The sequence below is a fragment of the Kribbella sp. NPDC055071 genome (genome assembly GCF_053608045.1).
On record NZ_JBSGUS010000002.1, the window covers coordinates 323,746 to 341,924 of the forward strand.

Annotated in this window: 17 protein-coding genes; 12 read left to right on the forward strand and 5 right to left on the reverse strand. The window is 67.8% G+C overall.

Annotated features, from left to right (window positions below; all coding sequences use genetic code 11):
* Window position 1: 1 nt before the first annotated feature.
* Window positions 2–1,792: an ABC transporter substrate-binding protein gene (locus ACWF4Z_RS04920; RefSeq protein ID WP_452241612.1), complete on the reverse strand. Its 1,791-nt coding sequence runs from the start codon at window positions 1,790–1,792 to the stop codon at window positions 2–4.
* Window positions 1,793–1,959: 167 nt separating this feature from the next.
* On the opposite strand from ACWF4Z_RS04920, the gene ACWF4Z_RS04925 reads away from it, so the two are divergent.
* The 11 genes from ACWF4Z_RS04925 (at window position 1,960) to ACWF4Z_RS04975 (ending at window position 12,795) form a co-directional block, all read left to right on the forward strand.
* Window positions 1,960–2,643, forward strand: a complete 684-nt coding sequence (locus ACWF4Z_RS04925; RefSeq protein WP_452241613.1) for a response regulator — start codon at window positions 1,960–1,962, stop codon at window positions 2,641–2,643.
* A 67-nt stretch (window positions 2,644–2,710) separates the two neighbouring features.
* Complete coding sequence (locus tag ACWF4Z_RS04930; RefSeq protein WP_452241614.1) at window positions 2,711–4,087, forward strand: ATP-binding protein; 1,377 nt, start codon at window positions 2,711–2,713, stop codon at window positions 4,085–4,087.
* A gap of 120 nt (window positions 4,088–4,207) precedes the next feature.
* Complete coding sequence (locus tag ACWF4Z_RS04935) at window positions 4,208–5,806, forward strand: ABC-F family ATP-binding cassette domain-containing protein (protein ID WP_452241615.1); 1,599 nt, start codon at window positions 4,208–4,210, stop codon at window positions 5,804–5,806.
* A gap of 131 nt (window positions 5,807–5,937) precedes the next feature.
* Window positions 5,938–6,426 carry a hypothetical protein gene (locus ACWF4Z_RS04940; RefSeq protein WP_452241616.1) on the forward strand — a complete coding sequence of 163 codons (489 nt, stop codon included), beginning with the start codon at window positions 5,938–5,940 and terminating at the stop codon, window positions 6,424–6,426.
* A gap of 7 nt (window positions 6,427–6,433) precedes the next feature.
* Entirely contained in the window at window positions 6,434–7,588 is a 1,155-nt protein-coding gene (locus tag ACWF4Z_RS04945; protein WP_452241617.1) for a sensor histidine kinase, read from the forward strand.
* Window positions 7,585–8,223, forward strand: a complete 639-nt coding sequence (locus ACWF4Z_RS04950) for a response regulator (protein ID WP_452241618.1) — start codon at window positions 7,585–7,587, stop codon at window positions 8,221–8,223. Before ACWF4Z_RS04945 ends, ACWF4Z_RS04950 begins: the two co-directional genes overlap by 4 nt.
* A gap of 72 nt (window positions 8,224–8,295) precedes the next feature.
* Window positions 8,296–9,360: a HoxN/HupN/NixA family nickel/cobalt transporter gene (locus ACWF4Z_RS04955; RefSeq protein WP_452241619.1), complete on the forward strand. Its 1,065-nt coding sequence runs from the start codon at window positions 8,296–8,298 to the stop codon at window positions 9,358–9,360.
* A gap of 23 nt (window positions 9,361–9,383) precedes the next feature.
* Entirely contained in the window at window positions 9,384–10,130 is a 747-nt protein-coding gene (locus ACWF4Z_RS04960; protein ID WP_452241620.1) for an IclR family transcriptional regulator, read from the forward strand.
* A gap of 256 nt (window positions 10,131–10,386) precedes the next feature.
* Window positions 10,387–11,337 carry an acetylxylan esterase gene (locus tag ACWF4Z_RS04965; protein ID WP_452241621.1) on the forward strand — a complete coding sequence of 317 codons (951 nt, stop codon included), beginning with the start codon at window positions 10,387–10,389 and terminating at the stop codon, window positions 11,335–11,337.
* Between the two features lie 37 nt (window positions 11,338–11,374).
* Complete coding sequence (locus ACWF4Z_RS04970; RefSeq protein ID WP_452241622.1) at window positions 11,375–11,824, forward strand: ArsR/SmtB family transcription factor; 450 nt, start codon at window positions 11,375–11,377, stop codon at window positions 11,822–11,824.
* Window positions 11,821–12,795, forward strand: coding sequence for a cation diffusion facilitator family transporter (locus ACWF4Z_RS04975; RefSeq protein ID WP_452241623.1), 975 nt, complete (start codon window positions 11,821–11,823; stop codon window positions 12,793–12,795). Before ACWF4Z_RS04970 ends, ACWF4Z_RS04975 begins: the two co-directional genes overlap by 4 nt.
* On the opposite strand, the gene ACWF4Z_RS04980 is transcribed toward ACWF4Z_RS04975, so the two are convergent.
* Entirely contained in the window at window positions 12,749–13,264 is a 516-nt protein-coding gene (locus ACWF4Z_RS04980) for an N-acetyltransferase family protein (protein WP_452241624.1), read from the reverse strand. The genes ACWF4Z_RS04975 and ACWF4Z_RS04980 overlap by 47 nt on opposite strands.
* Window positions 13,265–13,341: 77 nt before the next feature.
* Here ACWF4Z_RS04980 and ACWF4Z_RS04985 point away from each other — a divergent pair, with 77 nt between their 5' ends.
* Window positions 13,342–13,629, forward strand: coding sequence for a DUF1905 domain-containing protein (locus tag ACWF4Z_RS04985; protein WP_452241625.1), 288 nt, complete (start codon window positions 13,342–13,344; stop codon window positions 13,627–13,629).
* Here the strand turns inward: ACWF4Z_RS04985 and ACWF4Z_RS04990 are convergent.
* Genes ACWF4Z_RS04990 through ACWF4Z_RS05000 form a run of 3 tightly spaced genes read right to left on the reverse strand, consistent with a single transcriptional unit; the run spans window position 13,598 to window position 18,174 of the window.
* Window positions 13,598–15,760, reverse strand: coding sequence for a glycoside hydrolase family 31 protein (locus ACWF4Z_RS04990; protein ID WP_452241626.1), 2,163 nt, complete (start codon window positions 15,758–15,760; stop codon window positions 13,598–13,600). The two genes, ACWF4Z_RS04985 and ACWF4Z_RS04990, sit on opposite strands and share 32 nt — an antisense overlap.
* Complete coding sequence (locus ACWF4Z_RS04995; RefSeq protein WP_452241627.1) at window positions 15,761–16,927, reverse strand: glycoside hydrolase family 15 protein; 1,167 nt, start codon at window positions 16,925–16,927, stop codon at window positions 15,761–15,763.
* Window positions 16,924–18,174, reverse strand: a complete 1,251-nt coding sequence (locus ACWF4Z_RS05000) for an ABC transporter substrate-binding protein (protein ID WP_452241628.1) — start codon at window positions 18,172–18,174, stop codon at window positions 16,924–16,926. Before ACWF4Z_RS05000 ends, ACWF4Z_RS04995 begins: the two co-directional genes overlap by 4 nt.
* Window positions 18,175–18,179 lie beyond the last annotated feature (5 nt).

Genomic DNA, 18,179 nt, shown 5'->3' on the forward strand with positions numbered 1-18,179 from the left:
GTCAGCCCTGCTTGGCCTTGTCGATCCACACGTTCGTTGGGTCGTAGTTCTGCAACGAGGGGATGTAGACGGCGTTGTGGACCTGGGCGGCGTGGTAGTTCGCCTGCTTGTTGTTGGTCAGCGGGTAGAACGCCGCCTCTTCCATCACCCGGGCGTCAGCCTTGGCCCACAGAGCCGCGGCCTGGTCCTCGGACGTCGCGGAGGCCGCCTGCTGGATCAGCGTGTTGGTCTCCGGGTCGTTGTAGAGACCGAAGTTGCTGCCTACCGGCGGGAACGACGGCTCACCCGAGAACAGCGGGTTGAAGAACGACAGCGCCGCGTTGCCGTACCAGTCGGCGCCCCAACCGGCCAGCGACACATCCCAGACCCCGCGCCGCGCGACATCCGGCACCTGCAGGTACTTCACGTAGAAGTCCGCGTTCGGCGACGGTACGCCGGTCACCGTGATGCCGGCCTTGGAGAGGTCCTGCTGGATCGTCTGGAAGGCCTTGCTGCTGCCCTCGGTCGCGTTGCGGTACAGGAACTTCAGCGTCAGGTGCGGGTAGCCGGCCGCGGCGAGCAGTTGCTTTGCCTTGTCCGGGTTGTAGGGATACGGGTCGATCTGCTTGGAGCCGATGATGACATCGGGCAGGACGTGGGTCAGCGGTGGATTCAGGGTCTGGCCGCCGAGGACCTGCAGGATGTGATCGCGGTTGATCGCGTAGCTGAGCGCCTGCCGCACCTTGGGATTGGCCAGTGCCTTGTTGTTGTTCGGCGAGGCCGTGTTGTAGATGACGTACGGGTTGGAGCCCGCGGTGTCGCCGATGGTGAGGTTCGGGTCCTTCTTGGCTTGCAACGCCGGCAGTTGTGAGGGCGGCGGTGCGACGTCGAACTCCATGTCGGCTGCCGCCGTACCGGTTTGCAGCTGTTGCTGGACGGAGTCCTGCGTGACGGTCTCGTTCACGACGACCTTGTCGACGTACGCCTTGCGGACCGGGTCGGTGGACGCGTCCCAGGCCGGGTTGCGGGAGTAGTTGATCGACTTCGTCGGCACCCAGGAGTCGACCTTGTACGGGCCGTCGGACGGGAAGTGGTTGCCGAGATCGGTGCTGGCCGGCAGGTACTTGAGCGATTCGACCGGAGCCGGCGAGAAGGCCGGAAGGGTCAGCATGTCGACGAAGTACGTGGCCGGCTGGGTGAGGTGGAAGACCACAGTCGTGTCGTCCTTGGCCTCGACGCCGGCCAGCGGGGTCTTGTCGATGTAGTTCTGGATCCCGGCGACCGTCTTCGGTGCCTTGGCGAAGCCGTCGGCGAAGGCCTTGTAGCCGACAATCAGGTTCGCGAAGTCCGGGATCCCGCCGAACGGCTGGATCGGGTTCGCGGTCCGCTTGACACCGCGGACCAGGTCGGCGGCCGTCACCTGGCGGGCCGGGGAGGTGTCCCACTTGGCGCCGGTGCGGATCTTGATCGTGTAGGTTTTGCCGTCCGCGCTGATCCCGCCGTTCGCGGCGGTCGGGATCTCGGTGGCCAAGTCGGCGACCGGTGTGGTGTTCTTTCCCCCGGGATCGGCGGGGTAGGTGAACAGCTGCCGGCTCCACAGCCGCAGGTTCAGGTAGCCGACCGAGTAGTAGCTGATGTTGGGATCCATGTAGTCGACATCGCCGGCCCCGAGCATGTTCAGGGTGCCGCCGGTGACCGCCGTACCGGCTGTGCCGCCGGATCCGGTTGCTGTTCCGCCACCGTTACTGCAGGCGGCGAGGGTGAGGCTCGCCACGGCGACAAGGGATAGTGCCGCCAGTCGTCTTCTGGCCATTGGTCCTCCTCCGGGACTCGATAGGGCCGAAGCTAGGACTTCCGGGCCTCGCCACAACGGCGGTCACCGAAGCGTCAAGAAGCTGTCACCGAGCCTGCGCGGGCGACATGACGGCTTCATGACAGCCGTAACCACCGTCTGCTTCCGCGGTGCGCGACACTGGGGACGTGGCACACAGCCTTCTGTTGGTCGATGACGAGCCGCGCATCCGGCGGGTACTGCGCCTTGCCCTGGAGGACGAGGGGTACGAGGTCGCCGAGGCGGCGAACGGGTACGACGCCCTCGCCGCGCTCCGGCGCATCCAGCCGGACGTGGTCCTGCTGGATCTGATGCTGCCCGACCGCGACGGATTCACGGTCTGCCGGGAGATCCGTCGTTCCAGCGACGTTCCGGTGATCATGGTGACCGCGCGCACCGACAGCCACGACGTGGTCGCCGGGCTGGAAGCGGGCGCGGACGACTACGTGACGAAACCGCTCGTTGCCAAGGAGTTGTCGGCCCGGATCCGCGCGCTGCTGCGGCGGGTCGAGCCGGCCAACGCGCGGCAGCCCGACCTGATCGAGGTCGGTGACCTGCGCATCGACCTGCCCGGCGCGGAGGTGACGCGGGGCGGCGAGGCGCTGCCGTTGACCCGGACAGAGTTCAAGCTGCTCGCCGAGCTGGCCGGCGCGGAGGGCAAGGTGCTCAGCCGGGAGCAGTTGCTGTCGAAGGTGTGGGGCTACGGATACTTCGGTGACAGCCGGATCGTCGACGTCCACATCCGCCGGCTGCGGCTGAAGATCGAGCACGACCCGGCCAGCCCGAAGCATCTCGTCACCGCCCGCGGTCTCGGCTATCGATTGGTGAGCTGATTTGCGGGGCCGGCGACTGCGGTGGTGGGGTGGTGAGGGTTCGAGGCTCGGCCTGCGTGGACGCGTCATGGTCGCCTACGGTCTGTTGGCGCTGGGGCTGTCCAGCGCGCTGGCGCTTGTCACGTGGAGCGTGGTCTCGACGTACCTGACCGATCAGCGCGAGGCGTCGGCGGTCGTGGAGACCAAGGACAACGCGGCGGCGCTGCACTACGGGCTGTTCGGTGCGCCCGAGCCCTGTCTGCCGGCTCGCGAACGGGTCGACTGCGGTACGCCGACGCCCTTGCCCAACGTGAATGTGATGACGCTGCTGGCCTCGCTGCCGTCCACCGACTCAGCCGCGTCGATCGTGTACTTCAACGGCGAGTGGTACTCGCTGACCGGGGAAGCCGACGATCTTCCGGCTGACCTCGTTGCCACGGTGAAGGCCGGCAGCACCGCGCAGGGTCTGATCACGGTCAATGGACAGAAGGTCCTGGCTGTTGGGGTTCCGCTGACGCGGCCGGGGGAGGCGTTCTTCGAGTGGCATCCGCTGGACCGGCTGGATCACACGCTCGCGACGTTGAAGATCACGCTGGTGGTGTCGGCAATCGTGACGGCGTTGATCGGGCTGGCGGTAGGGCGGTTGGCGAGCACGCTGGCGCTGCGGCCGCTCGCGGAGCTGACCCGAGTGGCGGATGCGGTCGCGCGCGGGAAGCTGGATGCGCGGTTGCAGGCCGAGAACGACCGTGATCTGGGCGGGTTGGCGCGGTCGTTCAACCAGACGGCCGCCGACCTCGAACGACGGGTCGCGGCGGATGCACGCTTTGCCGGAGACGTGAGCCACGAGCTGCGGACGCCGCTGATGACGATGCTCAACTCGATGCAGTTGATCCAGAACCACCGGTCCGAGCTGCCGAGCGCGGTGCGGGAGCCGGTGGAGTTGCTCGGGTACGACCTGGACCGGTTCCGGCGGCTGGTGATCGATCTGCTCGAGATCTCTCGTGACGACGGTGGTGACCAGGGGACCCGGGAGATCGTCCGGATCGCCGATCTGGTCCGGGCCGCTGCGGACGCGGCGGCCGGGCGCGAGGTGACGACGGTCGCGCCGGAGGCCGAAGGTCTCACGTTGCAGGCCGACAAGCGCCGGCTCGAACGCGTGATCGCGAACCTGGTCGAGAACGCCGAAGACCACGCCGGCGGCTGCAAGGGCGTCGGCGTCGAGGCCGGCGGTCTGGGCGTCATCATCACCGTCGACGACGCCGGCCCCGGTATCGCCCTCGAAGACCGCACCCGCATCTTCGAACGCTTCGGCCGCGGCGAAACCTCCGGACGAGGCCGAGGCGTAGGTCTCGGCCTGGCAATCGTCGCCCGCCACGTCCAATGGCACCAGGGCACCATCCAAGTAACCACCCGCCCCGGCGGCGGCGCCCGCTTCATCGTCGAACTCCCCGCCAAAACCCCGTAATTCACCTGCGGTTTCTTGGACTCCCGTTTACTCTGGCTGCATGGCTACTTGCCTTTGTGTCTAGCTGTGGACCCGCTTCCGCGCCAGGAGTGTGTCCTTTAGCTATCACGGAGAGTAACCATGATCACCGTTCGCGGTGTTGATATTCGCGTCGGCGCGCAGCTGCTGCTGTCCGACATCTCGTTTCACGTCAGCCCGGGCGATCGCATCGGGCTCGTCGGCCGCAACGGCGCCGGCAAGACCACGCTGATGAAGACCCTGGCCGGCGAAGAGCGTCCGGCCGCCGGTGAGATCACGGTCTCGGGCTCGATCGGCTACCTGCCGCAGGACCCGCGCGCCGCCGATCCTGACCTCACGGTCACCGCGCGGATCCTGTCCGCGCGCGGCCTCGACGTCGCCGTACGGAAACTACGCAAGGCCGAGGCCGCGATGTCCACCGCGGTGGGCGAAGCGCAGGAGAAGGCGATGGCCGCCTACGCCCGCGCCGAGGCAGAGTTCCAGGCCGGTGGCGGTTATGCCGCCGAGGCGGAGGCGGCTCGGCTGGCGGCCGGTGTCGGCCTGCCCAACCGCGCGCTCGAGCAGCCCGTCGGCCAACTCTCCGGCGGCCAGCGCCGTCGCGTCGAGCTGGCCAGGATCCTGTTCGCGCAGCACGACACGCTGCTGCTCGACGAGCCGACCAACCACCTGGACGCCGACTCGGTCCTGTGGCTGCGGTCGTTCCTGCTGTCCTACCCCGGCGGCCTGATCGTGATCAGCCACGACCGTGAGTTGCTCAAGGCAACGGTCAACCGGGTCTTCCACCTGGACCCGCACCGCGTCACGATCGACATCCACAACACCGGCTGGAAGAAGTATCTCGAACAGCTGGAGACCGACGAGCGCCGTCGGACCCGGGAACGCCACACGGCCGAACGCAAGGCCGCCGTCCTGCACACCCAGGCACAGAAAATGCAGGCCAGCGCGACCAAAGCCGTTGCCGCTCGCAACATGGCGCGGCGGGCGGACAAGCTCCTGTCCGACCTCGAGCCGGTACGACGTTCCGCTCGCGTCGCCCGGATCCGGCTGCCCGAGCCGGCGCCGTCCGGCAAGACCCCGCTGACCGCCATCGGCCTGACGAAGGCGTACGGCGGACTCCAGGTCCTCAAGGGTGTCGACCTGGCGATCGACCGGGGGAGCCGGGTCGTCATCCTCGGCCTGAACGGCGCGGGGAAGACCACCCTGCTCCGGCTCCTGGCCGGTCGCGAGGAGCCGGACGCGGGCCGCGTCGTACCGGGCTATGGCCTGCGGCTCGGGTACTTCGCACAGGAACACGACACCCTGGACCTGGCCGGCACGGTCCGGCAGAACCTGGCGTCGGTCGCGCCCGGCCTGACCGACGGCGAGGTCCGGAACGTGCTCGGTTCGTTCCTGTTCAGCGGTGACGACGCAGACAAGCCGGCCCACGTCCTGTCTGGCGGGGAGAAGACGCGCCTGGCTTTGGCCGGTCTCGTCCACTCCGGCGCCAACGTGCTGCTCCTGGACGAGCCGACCAACAACCTGGACCCCGCCTCCCGCGACGAGGTCCTCGGCGCGGTCGGCAGCTACCCGGGTGCGACCGTGATGGTGACGCACGACGAGGGCGCGATCGAGGCATTGCGCCCCGATCGGGTCCTGATCCTGCCCGATGCGACCGAGGATCTCTGGTCCGACGACTACCTGGAGCTCGTCTCGCTGGCGTGATCCAGACCCGGGCCTCAACCTGTGGGTTGAGGCCCGGGTTCCACCTGGGAGCGAACTGGAGGCTGACGTCCCGGATGCGGTTTCCGAGGAGTGTTGTGACCAACAACGAACCCTCGGAAAGGATCCTCCAAATGTCGGCCTCAGTCCTGATCGGAATCGCGGTAGGCGTCCTGGTACTGCTGCGCGTCATCGGCCGGCAGGTCACCGGCTCGCTCGTCTCCCAGCGCTCGCTCGTGCTCATGCCGGCGATCCTGCTGGTGATCGGGCTCTCCTCGATCTCGTCCGCCCTGCACACCGCGACCCCCGGCGAGATCGCCTTCCTGCTCCTGGACAGCGTGATCCTGCTCGGCCTCGGCCTGGCCCGTGGCGCCAGTGCCCGGCTGACCATGACCCCGGACGGCCTGTTCCAGAAGGGCACCAGCACCACCCTTGTGCTCTGGCTGATCACCATCGGCTTGCGGGTCGCCGGCGCGTTCGCCTCGGTCGCTCTCTGGCCGCACGGCACGCTGAGCAAGGCCTCGATCGCCCTGACCATCGCCATCACGATCGGCGCGCAGAACGCGATGGTCTACCGCCGGGCGGCCGCCATGCACGCCCCGCTGGCCGCCAACCGGGCATGATGACGGTATGAACCGCTTGCTGGACGGCCGGGTCTGGGGCAACTCCCTGCTCGGCCTCCTGCTGCGTGCCGTCCCCGGCCTGGTGACGATCGTGTACGTCGTGCTCGCGGCCGGCCATCCGGACCAGCGCCGGCTGCCGTACCCGGTGATCGTCGTCCTCGGCGTGATCGTTGTCATCAGCAACGTGTCCCTCCTTCCGCTCCACTACGGCGAACCTCTCGGCCGGGCGACGTACTGCCTCCTCGCGTTCGTGATCGCCGGATCGCTGCTGTGGTACGCGTTGCCGCAGAGCGTGCTGATCATGCTGCCGTTCTGGGTGAGTCGCGCGGCGGTCCGCTACCACCGGCCCGGCTGGCTCGAGTACGCCGTGATCGCGATCGCGACGGTGGGCGTCGCCGTACCGCTGTACGTCACCAGCCACTCGCTCCCGGGTGCGTTCGGGGCGGCGATCGGCATCGCCGCCTTGACGCTGGCGGCACTCAACCGCCGCAACCGCGAGGACCAGCTCGAAGAGCTCGAGGTGTCGTTGGCTCGCAAGCAGGCGGTGATCGAGGAGCACGGGCGCGCTGCGGCGTTGGCCGAGCGTGCCCGGATCGCTCGCGACGTTCACGACGTACTGGCGCACTCGCTGGCCGGACTGTCGTTGAGTCTGCAAGGGGCCCGGCTGATGCTGGTCCGCGACGGCGCATCGCCGGAGGCGATCGAGCAGGTCACCCGGGCGCAGGGGCTGGCGGCCGAGGGGCTGGCCGAGGCTCGGCGGGCTGTGGCGGCATTGCGGGAGGATTCGGTTCCCGACGTACGGGCGTTGGGCGACCTCGTCACGGCGTACCGGGTGGAGACCGGCGCGACCGCCGACTTCGAGGTGACCGGCGTGGTGCGGGACTTGCCGGCGGACGTGATGAGCACGTTGTACCGGACGCTGCAGGAGGCGTTGGCGAACACGCGCAAGCACGCGCCGGGCGCTCCGGTCGACGTGACGCTGTGCTACGCCGACGAGGTGCGGTTGACGATCGAGGATCGGCCGGGCAGGCGTCCGAGTCACGCCGCACCCGGCGGCTATGGTCTGATCGGAATGCGCGAACGGGCCGACCTCGTCGGCGGCTCGCTGGAAGCCGGTCCGACCTCCGAGGGCTGGCGGGTCGAACTCAAGGTGTCTCAATGAGCGCGGTGCGAGTGGTGGTCGCCGATGACCAGAAGATTGTCCGCGATGGGCTGGTGACGTTGCTCAAGCTGTTGCCCGGGATCGAGGTGGTCGCGGCCGCGTCCGACGGCGAGGAAGCCGTCCAGTTGGTTGCCGAGCACAACCCGGACGTGTTGCTGGTCGATCTGCGAATGCCGAACTGCGACGGCGTCGAGGCCACGCGCCGGGTCCGCACGGACCACCCGGGGACGGAGGTCGTCGTGCTGACGACGTACAGCGATGACGACTCCGTCCTGTCCGCGCTGCGTGCGGGTGCGCGCGGGTTCCTGACGAAGGACGCGGATGCGGAGTCGATCGGCCGCGCCCTGCAGGCCGCGGCCAACGGCCAGTCGATCCTCGACGCCGACGTCCAGCGCCGCCTGATCGAAGGCGCCGCCGCCCCCAAACCTGTCGACGCGGCCGATTCGGGTCTGACCCCCCGCGAGATCGAGGTCCTCCGCCTGATCGCCGACGGCCTGTCCAACACCGAGATCGCCCGGCACCTGGTCGTCAGCGAGGCCACCGTCAAAACCCACATCAACCACCTCTTCGCCAAGGCCAACCTCCGCGACCGAGCCCAAGCAGTCGCCTACGCCTACCGCCTCGGCCTCGCCTGAGCATTCGCCGACTTTTGCGACTGGGTTGCAGGTGGGGGGTGTTCGGGCGTTTACTTGCGATTCGTGAGGCGGATGGGTGTGACCGGTCGGGAGTGGGGCTCGGTCTGGGGGATGGCGGCGTTCGTGCTGCTGTTGCACGTGGTGGGGTGGGGAGTGCTCGCGCTCGTCGTGGCGCCGCGGCATTACCTGCTCGGATCGGCTGGGGTGTTCGGGATCGGGCTGGGCGTGACGGCGTACACGCTGGGGATGCGGCACGCGTTCGACGCGGACCACATCGCGGCGATCGACAACACGACGCGGAAGCTGATGACCGACGGGCGGCGACCGTTGTCGGTCGGGTTCTGGTTCTCGCTAGGGCACTCGACGGTCGTGTTCGGGCTGTGTTTCCTGCTCGGGATCGGCGTTCGCGCGCTCGCCGGGCAGGTGGCGGACGACTCGTCGCGGCTGCAGCAGGTCACCGGCCTGATCGGTACGGCGGTCTCCGGTGTCTTCCTGTACCTGATCGCGATCCTCAACCTCGTGATCCTGGTCGGCGTGATCAAGGTCTTCCGCCGGATGCGCACGGGCGAGTACGACGAGGCCACGCTCGAGCAGCACCTCGACAACCGCGGCCTCATGAACCGGATCCTCCGCGGCGCGACCAAGGCGGTCACCCGGCCGTGGCAGATGTATCCGATCGGGTTCCTGTTCGGCCTCGGCTTCGACACCGCGACCGAGGTGAGCCTGCTCGTGCTCGCCGGCGGCGCGGCCGCGTTCAGCCTGCCGTGGTACGCCGTTCTCACGCTGCCGATCCTGTTCGCGGCCGGGATGAGCCTGCTCGACACGATCGACGGCTACCTGATGAACTTCGCCTACGGCTGGGCGTTCGCGAAGCCGGTGCGGAAGGTCTACTACAACATCACGATCACCGGCCTGTCGGTCGCGGTCGCGCTGGTGATCGGCAGCATCGAGCTCGACTCGATCCTCACCGACAAGCTGAACATCACCCACGGCCCGCTCGCCGCGATCGCGGACCTGGATCTGAACTCGGTCGGCTACGCGATCGTCGGGCTCTTCCTGTTCACCTGGCTGATCGCGCAGGCGGTGTGGAAGTACGCGCGGATCGAGGAGAAGTGGACCGTCGGTTCACAAGTGTGAACACGGGCTGATATACCGGACGGGTGAGCGACGCTCCCGCGGTGAAGTCGGCGGCTCGGACCGTCGAGTTGCTGGAGGTGCTTGCGCGGGCGCCGCGTCGGTTGACGCTGACCGAGCTGGTGAACGAACTGGGCTACCCGAAGTCGAGCATCCACATGCTGCTGCGGACACTCGTCGGCGCCGGGTGGGTCGAGTCGGACGACCGCGGCACGGCGTACGGGATCGGCGTACGCGCTCTCCTCGTCGGTACGGCGTTCCTCGATCGCGATGTGGTCAACCAGGTCGCGGGTCCGCATCTCGCGGCACTGCGGGCGCATCTCAACGAGACGGTTCACCTGGCTCGGCTCGACGGTTCGGACGTGGTCTACCTGGCGAGTCGGGAGTCGATGCACTTGCTGCGTAGCGGATCCCGGGTCGGTCGCCGGGTTCCGGCGTACGCGACTGCTTTCGGACAGGTCCTGCTCTCACCGGATGATGTGCCGGATTCACTGGCCCCGGTGACCGAGCACACGATCACCGACCCCAAGGCGCTGGCGCAGGAGCTTCAAGACATTCGCGTACGACGCTGGGCCGCCGAACGGGAGCAGGACACGCTCGGCCTCGGCAGCATCGCGGTCGCGATCCCGTTCGGCCGGCCCCCGGCGTACGCGATCGGTTGCTCGATCCCCTTGTCGCGCTTCACCGACACCCACCAACGCGACGTCGTCGAAGCCCTCCTGCACCACGCCGAGGAGCTCGCCACCACCCTCCGCCACCTCCCCTCCGCCTAACCCGCCACTCCGCCAGCCCACCCCGCCCCACCCCACCCCAGCCCACCCCGACCCACCGCGCCACCCCGGACCCGGCCCCTTCGGTTGTGCCGACTTTGTGCATGAGATCCGTGTTCTCGGCCGCCGTTCGTGCGGATCTGGTGCACAAAGTGGGCGGGCGGGAGTGGGCGTTGACAGCGGATGGGCGCGCGCATAGTTTCGGGGGTGTTCGGTTCTGTGGATTTGGTTTATATATGTGAACAGTGAGGACGTTGTCATGCCGTTGTTCGACAAGCCGATCGCGGAGTTGCACGAGTACCGCCCGGAGCGCAGTGAGCCGGCCGACTTCGATCAGTTCTGGCGGGAGACGCTGGCCAAGGCCGAGACCGACCCGCTCGACCCCACGTTCGTCCCGTACGACGCCGGACTGGCGACGATCGACGTCTGGGACGTGCGGTTCACCGGCTTCGGCGGTCACCGCATCGCCGGCTGGTTCCTCGCGCCGCGGGGTGCGACCGGGCCGCTGCCGACGGTGGTGCAGTTCCTCGGGTACCACGGTGGCCGGGGCTGGCCGATCGACTGGCTCGTGTTTCCCGCCGCCGGGTACGCCGTACTCGTGATGGACACCCGCGGTCAGGGCACCGAGACGGCCGACCCCGATCCCGGCGCGAACCCGCAGGTGCCCGGATTCCTGACTCGTGGGCTGGTCGACCGCGACTCTTACTACTACCGTCGCGTCTTCACCGACGCCGTCCGCGCGGTCGACGCGGCCCGGGCTCATCCGCTCGCGGACCCCGCCCGCATCGTGGTCGGCGGCGGCAGCCAGGGCGGCGGGATCGCGCAGGCGGTCGCCGGTCTCCGCACGGACATCGCGGCCGCGATGATCGACGTACCGTTCCTCACGCATTTCCGCCGCGCATCCGAGATGGTCGAGAAGACCGGCTACGGCGAGCTCGCCGAGTATCTGGCCCGCCGCCGAGTCCCACCCGAAGACGTCTTCGCCGTCCTCGACTACTACGACGGCCTGAACTTCGCCCCCCGAGCCACCGCCCCAGCCCGCTACTCGGTAGCCCTGATGGACACTGTCTGCCCACCCTCGACCGTCTTCGCCGCCTACAACCACTACCAAGGCCCAGCCACCCTGGACATCTGGCCCTACAACAACCACGAAGGCGGAGCCCAGGCCCAACGCATGCGCCACCTCCACTGGCTCGCCGAAACCCTCTAGCTTGCGGCTGGGTGGCGGGCTGGCCTACCTTGGACGTATGAACAGTTCTGCAGATGTGCAGGGCCCTGTGGGGATCGACAGTTGCGCTGTGCGGCTGGTTGATCCTGAGCGGGTGGCGAGCGTCAACGCCAGGATGCCTGGGGACGGTGACATCGTCGACACTGCCGACGTGTTCAGCCTGCTCGGGGATCCGCGGCGGTTGAAGCTGCTCGTCGCGTTGCTCGACGGGGAGCTGTGCGTCTGCGACCTGGCGGCCGTCACCGGGTTGAGCGAGTCCGCGACGTCGCATGCGCTGCGGCTGTTGCGTGCGCACCGCGTGGTCGCCGTACGACGCGACGGCCGGATGGCGTACTACCGGCTCGACGACGCGCACGTGCGGATGCTCGTCGATCTCGCGGTCGCGCACACCGAGCACACCGACGCCATCCACCCAGAGAAATCTGGTCACCCAGAGAAGTCTGGTCACCCAGAGGGGTCGCGGTCGTGAGCGCGAGTCACGGGCACGGTCACGCGACCAGCTCGGATGCGGACCGCAAGCTGCTCGGTGGCGCGCTCGCGCTGATCCTCGGCTTCATGGTCGCGGAGGTGATCGTCGGTCTTGCGGCCGGTTCGCTGGCGCTGATCACCGACGCGGCGCACATGCTGACCGATGCGATCGCGATCCTGCTCGCCTTGATCGCGATCCGGCTCGCGGCGCGTCCGCCGGCCGGTGGTTACACGTACGGGTTCAAGCGCGTCGAGATTCTGTCGGCGCAGGCGAACGGCATCACGCTCCTGCTGCTGGCGGCGTACTTCGTGTACGAGGCGATCAACCGGATGATCGATCCGCCGGAGGTGAAGGGCGCGCTCGTGCTGATCACCGGCGTGGTCGGCATCGTCGTGAACCTGTTCGCCACCTGGCTGATCAGCAAGGCGAATCGGACCAGCCTGAACGTCGAGGGCGCGTTCCAGCACATCCTGAACGACCTGTTCGCGTTCATCGCGACCGCGATCGCCGGTCTCGTCGTACTGCTCACCGGATTCGCCCGCGCGGACGCGATCGCCGCGCTGGTGGTCGCCGTACTGATGTTGAAGGCCGGCATCTCGCTCGTCCGCGACTCGGGCCGGATCTTCCTCGAGGCCGCGCCGACCGCGATCGACCCGCAGGTTGTCGGTGCCGAGCTGTGCGCGGTCGACGGCGTGGTCGAGGTGCACGACCTGCACGTCTGGGAGATCACCTCCGGCGAGCCGGCCGCCTCGGCGCACATCATGGTTGCCCAGGGCCTCGACTGTCACCAGATCCGCAGCAAGATCGAGGCACTCCTCGCGGACCGGCACGGGCTGACGCACTCGACCCTTCAGGTCGACCACGCCACCGGCGACGAAGGCACTGCGCATTGCAGCGACGCCCACGGGACAGTGCATCGATCCGTCACAAGCGCTGGGCGAGCACCTGACCCGGCCACGCCGAATCATTGACCGGTACGCCGAAGCTCGCGGTCCGCGTGAATCCCTGCTTCTCGTAGTACCTGATCAGCGCGCCGTCGCCACCCGCAAAACAGTCCACCCGGATCAGGCTGACACCGGCCTCGCGGGCCAAGGACCGCGCGTGATCGAGCAGCTCGCCGCCGACGTTCTGACCGGCGGACGCGCGGTCCGTGACGAGCAGCCGCACGTACACCTCCGGTTCACCGGCCGGCGGGATGTACGACGGCGCCGGCCCGAGCGCCATCGCTCCGACGACCCGGCCGGCCGTCTCCGCGACCCAGAGGTTGTCGTCGTCGGCGAAGGCGGTGATGGTCGCGACCCTCCGCGGACTGGTCGAATGCGGCTCCGTGCCCCACTGCTCGGTCTGCCCACGCGCGACCAGCCACTCGGTCGCCCCGTCGAGCAGCGCCAGCACCCGCGCCACGTCCCCCCGCCCGCCGCGGCGGATCTCGATCTGCACCTTCCCAGAATAGTTTGGCCAGTCATGTCGAAACGCGTCTGGCAGTCTCTACCCAAGGGTGAAGAGAGGAGCTCACCGTGAGCAGCAAGACCGGAAAGCTGGACAAGACCTTCACCGCACCGCTGCTGAAGAGCGACGCCAAGGGCGGCTGGACCTACGTGAAGATGCCGGACTCGGCCGAATACTTCGGCACCCGCGGCCTGGTCAAGGTCCGCGGCACGATGGACGGCCACCCGTTCGAGAGCTCGTTCATGGCGCTCGGCGACGGCACCCACAAACTCCCCGTCAAGGGTGATTTGCAGAATCTTCTTGGCAAAACCCCCGGCGAGGAGATCACCGTCCACCTGGAAGAGCGCCTCGGCTGAAGTCGATGCCGGGGAGGCGGGTGTAGACGGGGACGACCTCGAGTGGGACGTCGCGGGTGACGAGTCCGGCGGGGACGGGTTCGCCGGTCCAGGCGTCGTACCACTCGCCGGCCGGGAGGTACGTCGTCCACGTGGTGGCGCCCGGTTCCAGGACAGGGTTGACGAGGAGGTCGTCGCCGAGGAGGTACTGGTACGGGTGGTTCCAGATCTCCGGGTCGTCGAGGTGGTCGAAGAAGAGCGGCCGCAGCAGTGGGCGGTCGGTGGCGACGGCCCGGGCGGCCTGGGCCTCCAGGTAAGGGACCAGCTGCTCGCGCAGTACGGCGTACTCGCGGAAGATCGGGATCACTCGGTCGTCGCCGGTGGTCTCGGCGACATGCCACGGGGTCCGGTCGCGGAGCGGGCGCCGGTGATGGTTGAACTCGGAGTGGTACTGCATGATCGGCAGGAAGGTGGACGCTGCGGTTGCCCGCAGGTACAGCTCGGCGTCGGGGACCGGGCCGGAGAAGCCGGCCAGATCCCAACCCCAGTAGACGATTCCGCAGGATGCCGCCGTCAGACCGGCCGTGATCGACGAACGGAACGCCGCCCAGGTCGAGTCCTCGTCGCCGGCCCAGAAGATGCCGTGTGCCTGGGATCCGGTGAAGCCGGCCCGCGAGAAGGTCACCGGGGCCTTGCCGGCCGAACGCAGGAGATCACCGAAGGCACGGGCGTAGTGGACCGGGAAGAGATTGTTGCCTTCGTCCCCGCGCCGGCCGTCGGCGTACCGCAGATCGTGGCCCCACGCGTGCTCACCGCCGTCGGTCTTGAAACCGTCGACGTCGAGGTCCTCGACCAGGTAGCGGCGCTTGTCGGTCCACCAGTCGCGGGTCCGCTGCACGGACAGATCCGGCATCAGCGCTTGCGGGAACCACCAGCCGCGGTTGTGGTACGCCGTTCCGTCCGCCTCGAGCACCGCGTGACCTTCGCGGACCATGGCCTCGGCGTCGGCGGCCACCTGCCCGGTGCTGAATTCGCTTTTCTGTAAAGGGATCTGCCAAAGGATCACTTTGATGCCGCGAGCATGCAACTCGTCGATCATGGCCCGGGGGTCCGGCCAGGCGCCGCCGTGCGGATAGGTGAAGTCGGTGGCCTTGTGGGCGCTGCCGTCGGGGGTGACGTCGTACTGCGCGTCCCGCCAGATCGTGATGCCTTCCTCGTCACTCCACGCCTCGATCACGACCGCGCCGACCGGGATGTCGAGATCGCGGTGCGCGTCCATGCGCGCCATCACCAGGTCCTGTGTGTTCCACTCGTTGCCTGAGGCCCATAAGTGGAAGATCCAGGCGGGCAGTTCCTCCGCTCGGCCTACTTCGTCGAGGAAGCTGGTCAGCACCTCGGTCGGAGTGCCTTCGTAGTAGCCGAGATCGACGACCGGTTCGTCGCCCAAGGCAACTTCCACCGTGAGCTTCTCCTCGTCCGAACGGAACCACGTCCGGCGTGAGGTCCGGACATGGAAGCCCCAACTGCCGTTCTCGTTCACCACATGCGCGAACGGCATCGGAAGGTACGTCCGTCCATGCGCTCCTTGCGCCTTGTACTGCTCGAACACCACGGCGTCCAGCGCCTGCCCGCGCTGATCGAGTCGGTCGTACCGCTCCCCGAATCCGACCAGATGATCACCTGCGTGGAGTTGCACGCTGAATCGAGCCCGATGCACGCCTTGTGTCGAAACCAGCCACTCCACCTCCCGGACCCGGTCACCTCCACCTCGGAGCTGCCCGCCGGCCGGTCGCCACTCGGCGGGCGAGACCTCGAACCATTCCGTCGTTTCAGCCTGTGTGCGGAAGCGATATCTGACCGGCTCGACCACGGGCGGCGTGACAACCGTCCAGCCGCCATCGGCGCCCAGGGACTTGGCTTGGGCTTCGCTGAGGTGGCCTTCGCCGCCTGCCAGGGCTGCGGCGTCGGCGTTGTCGGTGGCGGGCGACATGACGAGTGTCGTCGTACCCCACTCGCAGACGACTTCCCCGATGTCGGGGGAGGCGACCACGCCTAACCGGATCGGTTGCCCGATCAGGGGGAGGACGGGGACGCGTTGGTCGGGGGAGACGGCGTACGGGTGTTCGATGCCGTGCGGACGATGGATGAGCATTCAGGCCTTCTTGGTCAGGATGCCGAGTTCGTCGGCGAGGATCAGGTACATGCCGTGCGACCAGAGCAGTGGGCTGGCCGAGGGTCCCCAGCGTGCGATCCACTCGTCGCGGGACTCCGGGTGCAGGAGGTGGTGGGGGACTTGCTCGGGCAGCTCGCCGTCCGGGCTCGCCTGGTCGGCGATCCAGCGCAGGTGTCGCCATGCGCCGGCGGTGTCACCGGCAGCAGCCAGGTTCCACCCGAGCAGCGCGGACAGCAGGAGCCATTGCCCGCCGCCGTAGAACACGTCGGCCTGGAAGCGATGCACGCCACCGTCGACATCCAGCTCACGCGCTACCGCTGCCACTGTCGCCGTACCGAGGTCACCTCGAGCCAGCCCGAACGGTACGACGCACGCCGGCAAGGAACCGTCCACCGCCGAGGTCCCCAGCCATTTGGTCAGGTGACCTTCCTGCTTGCCCTCGGCATCGACCAGCTCACGGATCCGCTCGGCGACCGCCAGCACGGGGCTGGAGGTGTACGGCGCGATCGCGACCAACCCGCCGTAGATCGCGCCCAGGGTGGACACGTGCCGCTGCTCGACGTGTTCCTCCCACCAGTCGTAACAGGGCCGGTCCCAGAACGCGACCAGATAGTCGACGGCAACCTCGATCCCACCCCTCCAACGGTCGAGATCGAGCCCGTGCCTGTTCGCGTGCGTCACCACTGACCACAACCACGTCCCGTACCCGTCGGTCTGGAAGTCCCACCAGGGATCGGACCCGTCGGCCCCGTCGAACGTGAACCGGGTCGGCAACATCTTCGAGTCCTCCGGCACCTCACCCCGCCGAAGCGCAGCGACCAGCCCGTCAACCTGCCCGCGCCGGGCACTCAACACCCGCCCAACCCAGTCATGGAACCGATTCGCCGACCCCACATCCCCGAACCGGGAAACCCCCTCGGCGGTAAACCCCCCGTCCCGCAACCACGCATACCCCCGATAAGCCGAAAACAAAGGCCCCGCCGGATAAGCCCCACTCACCTCCTGATACCGAGTAATCACTCGGTGACTACAACCAGCCAACCCCCGCAAAACCTCAACCTCCCCACCCAAGCCCTCGGGGTTGGGCTGCTTCGGTTTTCCCGCCCCCGAGCGGAGCGAGGGGGCGGTGTTTTTTGGCTCTTTCACTTCTTCAGTAGCCCGTTCACCGTCGACTGAGCATCCGCGAGCGCCTTCTCCACCGTCTTGCGGCCGGCGGCGGCAGACGTCAGCTCTTGGGTGACCGCGTCCTGCATTTCCTGCTGGCGTTCGATTACCGGCGGGAGGACGGGCTTCTCGAGCGCTGTGAAGACTGCCTCGCGATTAGCCGGCTTCGGCTGATCCAAGTACGGCTTGAGCTTGGCCTCGTCCGCCACCGGCGGCAGCTCCCACGACGACGCCAATCGAGTCTTGGTCGTCACGTCGGACGACGACAGATAGGTGATCCACTTCTGCGCGGCCGCCGCGTTCTTGGCGGCAGCGTTCACCACCAGCCCGTTCGCGAACATCGCCGACGCCTTCGTCGTGTTCCCCGGCTCGACCACCACGTCCCAGTCGAACTTCGCACCCGCCAGCGCCGAGAACATCCAGATCCCGGTATGCCACATCGCCAGTTTCCCGGACGTGAACAGCTTCGAGTCGAAGTCCGGCGTACCGGCGCCTTGAGCTTCGGTCGGCATCGTCTTCCCGACCTTGTCGATCAGGAACTTCGCCGCCTCCACCCCCTGCGGCGAGTTGAACGTCGCCGAGGTCCGATCGGAGTTCAGGAACTCGCCACCGTTCTGCGCGAGCACCTTGTAGAACTCGTTGTACGACACCGGCTGGTAGTCCCCCCAGACCTTCGCCGCCTTGTTCGTCAGTTTCGCCGCCGCGGCCTGCTCGTCCTTCCAGGTCCAATCGGCCGTCGGCTCTGCCACCCCAGCCGCCTTGAACAACGCCTTGTTGTAGAACAGCACGACGTTCGAGAACGACTCGGGTACGCCGTACTGCTTGCCGTCCGACGTGAACGCGTCGTACAGCGACTTCTTGTAGACCGAGGCATCCACGTCGGAGAGCGCGGCCAGCGACCCGTTCGTCGCATACGTCACGAAGTTCTCGTAGTTCAGCTCGAACGTGTCCGCGGCAGTCCCACCAGCGACGGCCGTCTGTAGCTTGGTGAAGTAGTTCGCGTACGGCACGGTCTCGACCTGGACCGTGATGTCCGGGTTGGCCGTCTGGAACGCGGTGACGATCGCGGCCAGGTCCTTCTCGTGCCCGTCGTTGGCCGAGAAGTTCATGTACCGCACGACCGCCTTCCCGTCGGGCGCGGCGGCTTGTTTGGTCGCAGACCCTTGCCCGCAGGCGGTCAGCGCGAGTGCGGCGGTCAGACCGACGGCCGCGAATTTGATCAGGCGCATGAGGT